The organism is Burkholderia sp. BCC1999 (genome assembly GCF_905339975.1).
In the GTDB taxonomy this organism is placed as follows: Bacteria; Pseudomonadota; Gammaproteobacteria; order Burkholderiales; family Burkholderiaceae; genus Burkholderia.
The window spans coordinates 299403-311757 of record NZ_CAJPHP010000007.1 but is presented as its reverse complement, the minus strand read 5'-3'; the positions used below and the strand labels follow the sequence as shown (position 1 = coordinate 311757).

Genomic DNA, 12355 nt, shown 5'->3' with positions numbered 1-12355 from the left:
TTGTCGCGACAGCGATTCGCGCTCAAGCGTTGCGAATTGTGGCCGAAAAGGCCTGAAAATGTTTCAGGCCTGAAACGAGGGGGCTTGGGAATACTGCGGATTCAATCGATACGCTTCAAGGATGAAAATCGGCCCGTGTGTTGATGAACGAACACTTCGCTGCGCATGTGCTATGTGCAGATGATTGACTTGCATCGACCTCCTGAGCGATCGGGCCGCATCGCCGTCGGCGCTGAAACGGGTTTGTCGTATTCGGTGCCTATAACTAAGCTGTCTTGACCAAAATATAACTGGACGCAAGATAAGCGCCATCATGCGAGGCTTTGTCGTTGCCGAGCATCGGCATGGCGAATCGAGCCACCTCTGGCTGACCCGATTCGATCCTTTTCGCACGAGACCTGACGTGCGCGGCAATCGTTAGACGGTTGATGAACGGGGTGAGCATATGGGAGCCGATCAGCGGCACGTGATCTACTATTCGCGCGAACCGAACGACGCGTTGCGCGGCCATTTCGACGAATGCGGCTGGCGCGTCGATCTCGCGGAGACCGTACGTGATGTACGGCGCGTCGTGCAGCACGGTGTGGCAACCGCCGGCCTGCTCGATTTCTCGCCGGGCTTCAAGCCCTCGGACCTGCGCGAACTCGAATCCTGCCTGAGCATCCAGCATATCGGCTGGATCGCCGCGACGCGTCGCGGCCAGTTGCAGGACGCGACGTTGCGCCATCTCATTCGCGACTATTGCTTCGACTATGTGACGATGCCGTACGAGACGTCGCGGATCGTCGAGACCGTCGGTCATGCGCACGGCATGGTCGCGTTGACCGAACCCGTTGCGCCGCCCGTCGGCGCCGGGCGCAGCGAAGGCGAGATGGTCGGTACCTGCGATGCGATGCTCGGGCTCTTCAGGACGATCCGCCGCGTCGCGGCGACCGACGCACCGGTGTTCATCTCCGGCGAATCGGGTACCGGCAAGGAACTGACGGCGGTTGCGATTCACGAGCGGTCGTCGCGCGCGCAGGCACCGTTCATCGCGATCAATTGCGGGGCGATTCCGTCGACGCTGCTGCAGGCCGAACTGTTCGGCTATGAGCGTGGCGCGTTCACCGGTGCGAACCAGCGCAAGATCGGCCGCGTCGAGGCCGCCAACGGCGGTACGCTGTTTCTCGACGAGATCGGCGATCTGCCGCTGGAAAGCCAGGCAAGCCTGTTGCGCTTCCTGCAGGAAGGCAAGATCGAGCGGCTCGGCGCGCACGTGTCGGTGCCCGTCGATGTGCGCGTGATCTGCGCGACGCACGTCGACATGGAAGTGGCGTTGCGCGAAGGGCGGTTCCGCGAGGACCTGTACCATCGCTTGTGCGTGCTGAAGATCGAGGAGCCGCCGCTGCGCGCGCGCGGCAAGGACATCGAGGTGCTGGCGCGCCACATGCTCGAGCGTTTCAAGGGCGATGCACATCGCCGCCTGCGCGGTTTTTCGCCTGACGCGGTCGCGTCGCTGTACGGCTATTCGTGGCCGGGCAACGTGCGCGAGCTGATCAATCGCGTGCGCCGCGCGATCGTGATGTCGGAGGGCCGGATGATCACCGCGGCCGATCTCGAACTGAACGACTTCGCGACGCTTGCGCCCGTGTCGCTGCTGGAGGCGCGGGAGGCGGCCGAGCGGCAGGCGATCGAGCAGGCGCTGCTGCGCCACCGTGGCCGTTTCGCGGATGCCGCGCGTGAGCTCGGTGTGTCGCGTGTGACGCTCTACCGGCTGATGTGCGCACACGGGATGCGCGATCGCGGCGACACGCTGGCAGGGTTTTCGGCGCCGTTGCCGGAGCTTCCTCACCACGCTTGCTAAAATTGGCGGGTACGGCCGCCCTCGCGGCCGAAGGAACCCGCATGAAACAGTATCTCGATCTCGTTCGTACCATTCTCGATACCGGTGCCTGGCAGGAGAACCGCACGGGGATCCGCACCATCAGCATGCCGGGCGCGATGCTCCGCTTCGACCTGCAGCAAGGCTTTCCGGCCGTGACGACCAAGAAGCTCGCGTTCAAGTCGGCGATCGGCGAACTGGTCGGCTTCCTGCGCGCGTCGCGCAGCGCGGCCGATTTCCGCGCGCTCGGTTGCAAGGTGTGGGATGCGAACGCGAACGAGAACGCGCAGTGGCTTGCGAACCCGTATCGCCAGGGCGTCGACGATCTCGGCGACGTGTACGGCGTGCAATGGCGCCAGTGGCCGGGCTACAAGGTGCTCGACGCGGGCGCCGACGCGCAGATCGCCGACGCGACGCGCCGCGGCTTCCGGATCGTCACGCGTTTCGACGAAGACGGCGCGCCGAAGGTGCTGCTGTACAAGGCGATCGACCAGCTGCGCCAGTGCCTGGACACGATCATGGAGAACCCGTCCGACCGTCGCATCCTGTTTCACGCGTGGAATCCGGCCGTGCTCGACCAGATCGCGCTGCCCGCGTGCCACCTGCTGTACCAGTTCCTGCCGAACGCGACCAAGCGCGAAATCTCGCTGTGCCTGTACATCCGCAGCAACGACGTCGGCCTCGGCACGCCGTTCAACCTGACGGAAGGGGCCGCGCTGCTGGCGCTCGTTGGCCGGCTGACGGGCTATACGCCGCGCTGGTTCACGTACTTCATCGGCGACGCGCACATCTACGAGAACCAGCTCGACATGCTGCAGCAGCAGCTCACGCGCGAGCCGTACGAAAGCCCGCGGCTCGAGATTGCCGAGCGGGTGCCTGAATACGCGAAGACGTGCGTTTATGCGCCCGAATGGCTGGAGAAGATCGAGCCGTCCGATTTCTCGCTGGTCGGCTATCGTCACCATGAGCCGCTGACTGCGCCGATGGCGGTCTGAGCGCACGGTACGGGTCGCGCGGTCTCATCGATCCGCGCCCCGCGGAAAAAGGCCCGACCGGCTGAAACCGGTCGGGCTTTTTGTTTCACGTTTGCGGCACTTACTGGCGATGCCGCTCTTCGTGACCGCCTTGCGGCGGCGGGCTGCTCGGGCGCGGCGCCTCGACGTGCGGTGCCGGTTGCGGCCGCGGTTCCATGCGCGGGGCGGGCATCGACGGGCGCGGTTCCATGCGAGGCGCCGGCTGCGGACGCGGTTCCATGCGAGGCGCGGGTTGGGGCCGCGGCTCCATGCGCGGCGCCTGCGGCTGCGGGCGCGGCATGTCGTGCACGGCGGGCGCCGGCGGCCGGTACTCGTTCACGCGCGGCGGCGCGATGTCGCGGTGCGGCGCCGGTTGCGCGAATTCGGGGCGCGGTTGCGGCGTCGGGGTGGCCCGTTCCGGTTGCCGCTGCGCGTGCTGGGCCGGCGTCTGGAAATCGGGGCGCGGTCGCGGTTGCGCAATCTGCGCCGTGTTGTCGATCCTCGGTTGCGGCAGCGCACGCGGCACCTCGTTCCGACCGCCGGGCTGCATGCCTTGCGGCGTCAGTACGCCTTCCGGATGCGGCACCGCCGCGCTGCGCACGGGCGGCAGTGCATTCTGGCCCGCCGCGTGAAGCGCGGTCGGCGGGGCGGAGCGCTGGCGCTCCATCGGCGTGTGAGGCTGCATCCACGCGGGCGACGGCGTCTCGGCTGCGTGTGCGCTGCCGATGCCCGGCGGCGTGTTGCTTGCGACTGGCGGATGCGGGACACCGTTGCCGGGCCCGAAGGCCTGATGCGGCGTCGCGTTGCCGGGCGCCTGTGGCATGCCGCCGTTGGCGAAATGCGGTGCATTGGGCGGTTCGCCATTCGTCGGCCGTCCGGCATTCGGCATGCCCGGCATCGGCGTACCCGGCGCACCCGTCCGTCCGGCCTGCACGGCGGGCGGCTGGCCTTCGCGCGGCGCGCGTGACGGCTGCACGACGGGGCCGTGCGGATTCACGAGCTGCACGTTGTGCATCGCCCACGCGCCGCCGCTCGGGTTACCCGGCACGCGCACCGGGCGGGCCCGGTAATCGGCCGGCACGCTCGTCTTCACGACCGGCGCGCCGGCGCCCGGCACGCGCCCGCCTTGCCGGGCCAGATGGGCGGCTGCCTGGTCGCGATAGGCGGCTGGCACCGCAGGGTTGCGCGTCGCGACGTACGGATGCTGCGCGACCACCGCGGGCGGACGGTAGCTGGCATTGCGCAGCCCGCCGGTAAAGCTCTGGCGCACCGGCGCGATGCCGGGCGTGCCCGGCGTGACGTGCGCGTTGCGCCATTGCTGCGGATCGACGTGCTGCGAAAAGTGCGCGACCGGCTGGCCATGTACGAACGCGGAGGCCGGCACGGCCGTGATCGCGTGCGGCGCACGGAAGTTCACGTACGTCTTGTTGATGTTGGTGATACTGGTGATGTTCGTCACGTTCACGGTCTTGTTCACGTTCACGTTGACGTTGTTCACCACGACGTTGCGGTTCACGCGGTCGTAGTAGTGCGGGCTCCAGCCACCCCAGCCCGGGTGCCAGGGTTCGCCGGGGCCGAGCGCGAACCATGCGCAGCCGGCCGCGGCGACGCCGCCGACCGTGAGCGCGACGCTCCAGTCGGGACCGCCGCCACCGCCGACGAACGCGACGAGTGCCGGCGCATAGACCGGCGGCTGGCTGACGACCATCGGGCCGGGCACCCATGCCCAGCTGTCGTCCACGTACGCCCAGCGGCCGTAGTGATACGGCGCGAAGCCCCACGGCGCATCGTCGACCCACGTCCAGCCCCACGGTGCCTGCCAGATCCAGTGGCCGTCGTGATACGGCGCCCAGTCGGCCGGCGTGTCGTTCGGTACCCAGACCGAGCCGTAGTTCGGCGTTTCACGCCACGTGCCGTTCGCGTCGAGATCCTGGTAGCCGGGAACGTCGCGGGACACATAGCGGGCCGATACCGAGCGCTCCTCGGCCGCGTCGCGGCTGGCGGCCCACTGGTCGAGCGGGTCGGGGCCCGGCGCCGCCGATTGCTGCGCGACCTGCAGGTCGGTGCCCGTGAACACGACCTGCTGCCCGGGCGACAGCGGATACTGCCCGTTGCTGCCGTAGACGGTCGCGCTGCCGTTGCGCATCGTGACCGTCGTGCTCGCACCGTTCGGCGCGACATCGACGCGATAGTCGCCGGGGCCGGTGATGCCGAGCGCGAGGTTCGGCGTGTCGATTTCGTACGATCCGCCATGCGGCAGATCGCGCACGTGCGTCGATACGGTGCCGAGGCCGACCTTCAGCTGCGTCGTCGTGTCGTCGAGATTCAGCACCGACAGGCTCGTCGAATCGCCGAGCCGCACCGCGGTCGAGCCGATGTGCAGCTCCGAGCGTGCGCCGGCATCGTTCCAGAGCTGGTCGCCGGTCGTCAGCGGCCGGTTCACCGCCGCGTACGACCACGTATCGGTGCCGGCCGGTTCGGTCGTCACGGCGCCCGACAGGTAGTTGAGCCGCGCGACGCGGCCGGGCGGGTCGCCTCCCGGTTGCCGGGAGGCGGCCGCGTGCGGCGGCGCATCGGCCGATTGTGCGAATGCGGGCGGCAGTGCCGCAAGCGCGGCGAACGCGAGCAACGTGTAGCGGGCGGTTCGCTTGAGCGTGAACAGGGTGGCCATGGTGAGCGTCATCGTCGTTATCGCGGCGCGTCGATTCGTGCCGATGAGTTCACAATATCCGCTTGGCCTGTTTCAATGCCCCACGTTTTGTAAGTCGAATGGCACGCGATGTAACAAAACCTGTCCATCGCGCGCCGTTGTCGTGCAGACGCAATCCAGGCGTCAAGCGGACGTAAGCCACCCGTCGAAAACCTGCTGGCCGGGCACGGTCACGCGCAGCACGCGCGGTCGCGCGGAACGCTCGATCCAGCCGTTCGCACAGAAGCTCTCGAGCAGCGCCGCGCCGAGCGCGCCACCGAGATGCGAGCGCCGCTCGCTCCAGTCGAGGCAGCCGCAGGCGAAGCGCCGCCGGCGCGTGCGTTGCTGTGCGACGTCGACGCCCCATTGCGCAAGCGCCTGCGTGCCGAGCTCGGTGGTCTCGATCGCGTCGCCGTCCGCGAGCAGCCAGCCGCGCGCGGTGAGCCCGTCGAAAATGCGGACGGCAAGTTCGCCGGCCATGTGGTCGTAGCAGGTGCGCGCGTAGCGCAGTTCGGCCGGTACCGTGCGCGTCGGCGGCGGAACCGGGCGGTGCGGCGCGGCCGCGCGGGCGACGTTGGCGAGCGCTTCGAGCGACGCCGCGATGTCGGCCGACGCGATGCGGTAGTAGCGGTGCCTCCCGCGCACGTCGAGCGCGAGCAGGCCGCCTTCGGTCAGCCGCGCGAGGTGCGCGCTTGCCGCGGACGGCGACAGCCCCGCGATCATCGTCAGTTCGCCGGCCGGTCGTGCGCTGCCGTCCATCAGCACCCACAGCATCGCGGCACGCCCGGGGTCGGCGATCAGTGCGCCGATGCGGCTCAGGCCCGGAAAGTGGTGGTCGTCTTGATCGGTCATCGTCGTCTCTCGTCAGGCGGGATGAGTTTCAGTGTAGTGGGTGCGGGCATTCGATGTTTCGCATCCGGATGAAATGTCGGATGCGGCGGCGTCCCGTCGGCAGGCGCGACTGCGGCTCGCTGCGGCGCACGCGTAGAATGGCCGGACGCGGCGGCAGCGGGCCGCCGCATGTGACTCGACGCAATGATGAAGACGATTTTCTGTATGTTGGCCGCCGCGCTCGTCTGCGCGGCCTGTGCGCAGGGTGGCGCGGGCGCCACCGGCGGGCAGGGCGGCAGTATCGAGATGTACGGGACGATCGACCAGGGCATCACGGTGCGCCGCTGACCGGCGCCGATCCGTGGCCTTCCGGTATGGCCGCCGCAGCCGCGTCATACGGGGCTTGCCGCGACGCGTTGCCGCAGCGCAACGTATAATGGCCCGATTACAGCGCCCCTGCCGCCTGGAGCCAAAAGATGTCCCAACCGTCCCCCGTGCCGGCCGCCCTCGACCGCACTGAAACCGTATTCCGCTTCCTCGCCGAGCCTTCGTCCGTGAACTTCGGCGGCAAGGTGCATGGCGGCGCGCTGATGAAGTGGATCGACGAGGTCGCGTATGCGTGCGCGGCCGTCTGGTCGAGCCGCTATTGCGTGACGGTCAGCGTCGGCAACATCCGTTTCCAGCGTCCGATCCTGGTCGGCAATCTGGTCGAGCTGAAAGCGCGCGTCGTGGCGACGGGCCGCACCAGCATGCACATCCATGTGTCGGTGCACGCAGGGGATCCGAAGGGCGGCGTGCTGCGCCAGACGACCGATTGTCTCGTCGTGTTCGTCGCGGTCGACGAGAACGGCAACCCGGTGCCGGTGCCGCCGTTCGTGCCCGAGACCGACGAGCAGAAGGTGCTCGCGAAATATGCGGCCGACGTGCGTGCCGCGCTCGACAAGATCGTCGAGATGAAACCGGAAGAAGTCGCGAAGGGCGCGGTCTGACCGCGACGGGCGCCGCGCTCGACGCGCCGCGCCCGCCGTCCTGCCTTTACCGCGTCCCGATCATCTGCTCGGGGCGTACCCACGCATCGAATTCCGCCTCGGTCAGATAGCCGAGCGCGAGCGCGGCCGCCTTCAGCGTCGTGCCTTCCTTGTGCGCCTTCTTTGCAATCTGCGCGGACTTGTCGTAGCCGATGTGCGGATTGAGCGCCGTCACGAGCATCAGCGATTCGTTCAGCAACATGTCGATCCGTGAACGGTTCGGCTCGATGCCCACCGCGCAGTGATCGTTGAAGCTCTGCGCGCCGTCGGCGAGCAGCCGCACCGACTGCAGCACGTTGTGCGCGATCATCGGCCGGAACACGTTCAGCTCGAAATTGCCGCTCGCACCGCCGACGTTGACCGCGACGTCGTTGCCGAACACCTGGCAGCACAGCATCGTCACGGCTTCCGACTGCGTCGGGTTCACCTTGCCCGGCATGATCGAGCTGCCCGGCTCGTTCTCCGGAATCGACAGTTCGCCGAGCCCGCAGCGCGGGCCGCTCGCGAGCCAGCGGACGTCGTTCGCGATCTTCATCAGTCCGGCCGCGACCGTCTTCAGCGCGCCGTGCGCGAACACCAGCGCGTCGGCGGCCGCCATCACCTCGAACTTGCTCGGCGCCGTCACGAACGGCAGCTTCGCGAGCCGGCCGATTTCGTCGGCGACGCGCACCGCGAACTCAGGATGCGCATTCAGCCCGGTGCCGACCGCGGTGCCGCCGAGCGCGAGTTCGTACAGGTGCGGCAGCGCCGATTCGACGTGACGGATGCTTTGGTCGAGCTGCGCGACGTAGCCGGAAAACTCCTGGCCGAGCGTGAGCGGGGTGGCGTCCTGCAGGTGCGTGCGGCCGATCTTCACGATGTCGGCAAAGGCCTTCGACTTCGCGTCGAGCGTCGCGCGCAGCGTGCGCAACGCCGGCAGCAGGTGGTTGACGATCGCGTAGGCCGCCGCGACGTGCATCGCGGTCGGGAACACGTCGTTCGACGACTGGCCGCGGTTCACGTCGTCGTTCGGATGAACCTTGCGCGCTTCGCCGCGCTCGCCGCCCATCAGCTCGCTCGCGCGATTCGCGATCACCTCGTTGAGGTTCATGTTGGTCTGCGTGCCGGAGCCCGTCTGCCACACGGCGAGCGGGAATTCGCGCGGATGCTTGCCGGCGATGATCTCGTCGGCCGCGTCGATGATCGCGCGCGCCTTGTCGTCGGCGAGCACGCCGAGCGACTGGTTCACGGCTGCCGCCGCACGCTTGACGATCGCGAGCGCGTGGATCAGCTCGGGCGACTGCTTCTCGGTCGAGATCCGGAAATTCTGCAGCGAGCGCTCGGTCTGGGCGCCCCAGAGCCGGTCGGCCGGTACGGCGATCTCGCCGAACGTATCGCGTTCCATCCGAACTGCTTCGTTCATGATGCACTCCTCCTGGAAAGGGGAAAGGCCGCGCGTCGTCGCGCGGCATCAGACGTAATCGGGCGTATCGTGAGGCAGTCGCGCCGCTCGCGCGGCGTCTCCAGGTGTTCAGCCCACAAGCATAGCGCCGGCCGGGAATTCGCGTCGTGTCGCGCTCAGCGCGGCGACGTCACGAGCGACGCGCTCTTCAGATGAAAGCGCCACGCCATCAGCACGGCCACGCTGGCAAGGCCGGCCGCGAGGCCCCACCAGAGGCCCCGGGCACCGAGGCCTACGTGGAACGCGAACCAGTAGCCGGTCGGAAAACCGATGCCCCAGTAGCCGAGGGTCGCCGCGAGCATCGGGATGCGCGTGTCCTTCAGGCCGCGCAACGCGCCCGACGCGACGGTCTGCGCGCCGTCGACGATCTGGAACACCGCGGCGATGCCGAGCAGCGACGCGGCAAGCGACACGGTGGCCGCGTTCGACGGATCGTCGAGGTTCAGGTACAGGCCGACGATCGCATGCGGCGCGACGATCAGCACGATGCCCGACAGCGTCATGAACGCGACACCGAGCCCGAGTGCGACGAAGCCCGCATGCCGCGCGGCGACGGGCGCCCCTGCGCCGACCCAGTAGCCGACCCGCACGTTGGCGGCCTGGCCGATCGCGAGCGGCACCATGAACGCCACCGACGCGACGTTCAGCGCGATCTGGTGCGCGGCCAGCGATGTCGCACCGAGCACGCCGATGGTCAGGCCGGTTGCGAGGAACAGCGTCGACTCGACCCCGTACGTGATCGCCACCGGCCAGCCGATGCCGATCAGTTCGCCCATCATGGGCAGCTTCGGGCGCGCGGCGGTGACGAAATGACGGAAGCGTTGCCGGCCGTGCAGCAGCCAGATCAGTGCGAGCGCGGTAAGCCAGATCGTGATCGTCGTTGCGACCGCCGAACCGAGGAAGCCGAGGCGCGGCAGCCCGAACGCGCCGTGGATAAGCCCGTAGTTGAGCACGCCGTTGACGCCGACGCCGCCGATCGACACCCACAGCAGCCGCCGCGCCGCGCCGATCGCCGGCAGGAATGCACGCATCAACCCGACGCCGATCAGGCTGCCGAGCGCGGCGAAGCGCAGGATGCCCGTGTATTCGCCGACGTGATGCGCGAGCAATGGCGGCTCGTGGAACATCAGCAGGATCGGTTCGGACAGCGACAGCGCGATGATGGCCGGAATTGCGAGCAGCACGGACAGCGCGAAGCCGGTCCAGTAGATGTGCGGTACGCGCTCGTCGGCTTTGGCGCCGCGCGCGTGCGCGACGCTGACGCTCACCGACGACAGCACGCCTTGCAGCACGGTCACGATGACGAAGAAGAAGTTAGCGCCGAGTCCGCCCGCTGCGAGCGAATCGGGGCCGAGCGAACCGAGCAGCACCGTGTCGGTGACGCTCATCGCCATCTGCGAAAGTTGCGCGATCGCGAGCGGCGCGGCGAGGCGTGCGGTATCGGCGGCGTGACTGGATAGCGACGGCGGCGCGGCGACCGTCCGCGTAAGACCGGAATGCGACATGGAATGGGCGCTCGCGCGGGTGCGAGCCCGCGCTCTATGTATTTATTTTGAGAGACGCTCAGCTTACGGCTTTATTCAAACCGTGTCGAACGCGTGCGCCGATGGCCATGTCGCAGGCAGGGGGAACGACGCGGGTGCTAGCCCTCGCGCACCGCAATGCGCGTGTCGCCGAGCAGCACGACCTGGCCTGCGCGGATCTTGCAGGTCTTGCGCAGCTCGACCGCGCCGTCGACTTTCACCGCGCCGGACGCGACGATCAGCTTCGCGGTGCCACCGCTGTCCGCGAGGCCGGTGATCTTGAGAAGGTTGTGCAGCTCGACGTATTCGCCGGTCAGCGTGAAATCCAGGTTGGGCATGACGAAGAAGGTGCGCAAGGCGCGGGAGGAAACGCTCCGCATCATACGGCACCGCGGGCCGGCACGCGAGCGCGGGCCGCCGCGCCATGCAGTTGTTAAGGACTGTGAGCGATTCGTCAGCAAATGAAACGGTGGGTAACAGTCTGAGAGATTCGAGAACCGGCCGGGTGCGCCGCGGGTCTTTTGTCGTACCTGCTGCGTGTTGCGGCAGGTGGCGCCACGGGCCGCATCGCTGCGGTCCGGGCTCACAACTCATTGAGGAGAATTGCCATGTCCAAGATTCGTACGATGCTGATCGGTGCCGCGCTGACGGCGTTCGCCACTTCGGCCGCATTTGCCCAGACGGGCACGGCGGTGCAGGGTGCGGCCGGTGCCGGCGTGCAGGCGCAGACTCCGGCGGCAGGCGTCGGCGCAGGCGTGCAGGGCAGTGCCGGCGCGAACGCGTCGGGCAACGCGGTCGGCGGTGCAACCGATGCGGTCGGCGCGGCAGCCGACGGCGCGAAGGATTCGGCGACGTCGGCCGTCCATTCGGCCAAGAAGCACACGAAGCATGCCGCGAAGTCGGCCAAGGGCCATGTCGGCGCAGCCAAGGCGAAGGCCGGCGAAGCGACCGAAGGCGGCGCATCGGTCGGCGCGGAAGGCGGTGCATCGGCCCAGGGCGCCACGCAGTAAGCGGTGCCTGACGCCGCGTGACGCTCGCCCCCCGGGCGTCGCGCCGGCGACAGTATGACGGCCCGGTCCGCTGCGTGCGAATCGGGCCGTTTTCATGGGTTCATGCTTTCTGCGGGATGGGTGCGCGGTCAGGGCCGGCGCGGTCCTTGCCCCTGTCCCGGTTGTCCCTGCGCCGGTCGCACGGCGGCCGGCGTGAACACGCTGCGCAGCCACGCGGCAAGCCGCGCGAAGACGTCGTACGGTTCCTCGACGAAGATCTCCGGCTTGAGCAGCCGCAGGTATTCCATGATCTGCTGCGCTTCCTGCTTCTGGAACGAGCCGTGCGCGAGCCCGAGCCGCAGCAGCCCGCGCAGTTCGCCGAGCTTGTCGCGCGCGGTGCTGCCGACGCTCATCTCGCACGCGAGCTTGGCCTCGTAAATGCGCTGGCGCAACGATTCGGCGAGCCGCCACGCGGGCGTCTGCATCAGTTCCTCGAGCGTCTGGATGTCCTGCGCCGCGCCCTTGATCTGCGACGCGAGCGGGTCGATCAGCGACGGGTCGCCCTGCGCTTCGGCGACGATCGCCTTCGCCCAGTCGCGACACGCTTTCGCGAGTTCGTCGGGGGTCCATTCGGAGCGCGACGCGAAGCCGAAGCCGAATTCGCCGGCCTGTCGCATCAGGATCGCGACGACGTCCGGAAATTCCTTGTCGAGCGTGCGCTTGGCCCACGCGTACTGGCCGCCCTGCAGCATCCGCTGCACCGCGTGTTCGGTCAGCGGGACCATGTTGTCGAGCAGCTTGGCGCGCAGGAAATCCTCGAACGACGGCGTCGCGAACTGCGGGTCGAGTTTCAGCGACACGCGCACGAACGCGTCGTAGTCCTTGCGCAGGGACTCGAGCGTGTCGTCCTTGAGGGAAAGGGTGATCTGGCCCATGAATCGTCTCGATGGCGGCCCGCGCAAGCCGACGGCCGGCACGGC

General features: G+C 68.2%; 11 protein-coding genes. 5 read left to right on the top strand and 6 right to left on the bottom strand.

Going from position 1 to position 12355, the window contains the following annotated elements; translation table 11 throughout:
* The first annotated feature begins 445 nt into the window (after positions 1-445).
* Together U5809_RS12785 and U5809_RS12780 are read left to right on the top strand one after the other, a co-directional pair.
* The gene (locus U5809_RS12785) at positions 446-1843 is read left to right on the top strand and encodes a sigma-54 dependent transcriptional regulator (RefSeq protein ID WP_322086765.1); all 1398 of its coding nucleotides are present in this window, start codon (positions 446-448) and stop codon (positions 1841-1843) included.
* A 41-nt stretch (positions 1844-1884) separates the two neighbouring features.
* Positions 1885-2856, top strand: coding sequence for a thymidylate synthase (locus U5809_RS12780; protein ID WP_322086764.1), 972 nt, complete (start codon positions 1885-1887; stop codon positions 2854-2856).
* Between the two features lie 100 nt (positions 2857-2956).
* Here the strand turns inward: U5809_RS12780 and U5809_RS12775 are convergent, their stop codons facing one another.
* Together U5809_RS12775 and U5809_RS12770 are read right to left on the bottom strand one after the other, a co-directional pair.
* Positions 2957-5557, bottom strand: a complete 2601-nt coding sequence (locus U5809_RS12775) for a DUF6600 domain-containing protein (RefSeq protein WP_322086763.1) — start codon at positions 5555-5557, stop codon at positions 2957-2959.
* Positions 5558-5707: 150 nt separating this feature from the next.
* Entirely contained in the window at positions 5708-6415 is a 708-nt protein-coding gene (locus U5809_RS12770) for a helix-turn-helix transcriptional regulator (RefSeq protein WP_322086762.1), read from the bottom strand.
* A gap of 204 nt (positions 6416-6619) precedes the next feature.
* Here U5809_RS12770 and U5809_RS12765 point away from each other — a divergent pair, with 204 nt between their 5' ends.
* Positions 6620-6742 carry a hypothetical protein gene (locus U5809_RS12765; protein WP_322086786.1) on the top strand — a complete coding sequence of 41 codons (123 nt, stop codon included), beginning with the start codon at positions 6620-6622 and terminating at the stop codon, positions 6740-6742.
* 128 nt (positions 6743-6870) lie between these two features.
* Positions 6871-7383 (top strand): acyl-CoA thioesterase, encoded by a 513-nt coding sequence (locus tag U5809_RS12760; protein ID WP_012328135.1) that lies wholly within the window; start codon positions 6871-6873, stop codon positions 7381-7383.
* 46 nt (positions 7384-7429) lie between these two features.
* Here U5809_RS12760 and fumC read toward each other — a convergent pair whose 3' ends face one another.
* The 3 genes from fumC to U5809_RS12745 all read right to left on the bottom strand — a co-directional run bounded on the left by fumC (position 7430) and on the right by U5809_RS12745 (position 10724).
* On the bottom strand, positions 7430-8824 hold the full coding sequence (gene fumC, locus U5809_RS12755; RefSeq protein WP_176046815.1) for a class II fumarate hydratase: 1395 nt from the start codon (positions 8822-8824) through the stop codon (positions 7430-7432).
* A 155-nt stretch (positions 8825-8979) separates the two neighbouring features.
* Complete coding sequence (gene norM, locus U5809_RS12750) at positions 8980-10368, bottom strand: multidrug efflux MATE transporter NorM (RefSeq protein WP_322086761.1); 1389 nt, start codon at positions 10366-10368, stop codon at positions 8980-8982.
* A gap of 137 nt (positions 10369-10505) precedes the next feature.
* Complete coding sequence (locus U5809_RS12745) at positions 10506-10724, bottom strand: RNA-binding S4 domain-containing protein (RefSeq protein ID WP_322086760.1); 219 nt, start codon at positions 10722-10724, stop codon at positions 10506-10508.
* A gap of 270 nt (positions 10725-10994) precedes the next feature.
* Here U5809_RS12745 and U5809_RS12740 point away from each other — a divergent pair, with 270 nt between their 5' ends.
* Positions 10995-11396, top strand: a complete 402-nt coding sequence (locus U5809_RS12740) for a hypothetical protein (protein WP_322086759.1) — start codon at positions 10995-10997, stop codon at positions 11394-11396.
* A gap of 128 nt (positions 11397-11524) precedes the next feature.
* Here the strand turns inward: U5809_RS12740 and U5809_RS12735 are convergent, their stop codons facing one another.
* Entirely contained in the window at positions 11525-12310 is a 786-nt protein-coding gene (locus U5809_RS12735; RefSeq protein ID WP_282507041.1) for a DUF4088 family protein, read from the bottom strand.
* Positions 12311-12355: the final 45 nt, after the last annotated feature.

Bases quoted from the DNA above. Each gene is read 5' to 3' on its own strand.
- U5809_RS12775 (WP_322086763.1), bottom strand. From the start codon at position 5,557: ATGACGCTCACCATGGCCACCCTGTTCACGCTCAAGCGAACCGCCCGC.
- U5809_RS12765 (WP_322086786.1), top strand. From the start codon at position 6,620: ATGTTGGCCGCCGCGCTCGTCTGCGCGGCCTGTGCGCAGGGTGGCGCG.
- U5809_RS12780 (WP_322086764.1), top strand. From the start codon at position 1,885: ATGAAACAGTATCTCGATCTCGTTCGTACCATTCTCGATACCGGTGCC.
- fumC (WP_176046815.1), bottom strand. From the start codon at position 8,824: ATGAACGAAGCAGTTCGGATGGAACGCGATACGTTCGGCGAGATCGCC.
- U5809_RS12740 (WP_322086759.1), top strand. From the start codon at position 10,995: ATGTCCAAGATTCGTACGATGCTGATCGGTGCCGCGCTGACGGCGTTC.
- U5809_RS12770 (WP_322086762.1), bottom strand. From the start codon at position 6,415: ATGACCGATCAAGACGACCACCACTTTCCGGGCCTGAGCCGCATCGGC.
- U5809_RS12745 (WP_322086760.1), bottom strand. From the start codon at position 10,724: ATGCCCAACCTGGATTTCACGCTGACCGGCGAATACGTCGAGCTGCAC.
- U5809_RS12760 (WP_012328135.1), top strand. From the start codon at position 6,871: ATGTCCCAACCGTCCCCCGTGCCGGCCGCCCTCGACCGCACTGAAACC.
- U5809_RS12735 (WP_282507041.1), bottom strand. From the start codon at position 12,310: ATGGGCCAGATCACCCTTTCCCTCAAGGACGACACGCTCGAGTCCCTG.
- U5809_RS12785 (WP_322086765.1), top strand. From the start codon at position 446: ATGGGAGCCGATCAGCGGCACGTGATCTACTATTCGCGCGAACCGAAC.
- norM (WP_322086761.1), bottom strand. From the start codon at position 10,368: ATGTCGCATTCCGGTCTTACGCGGACGGTCGCCGCGCCGCCGTCGCTA.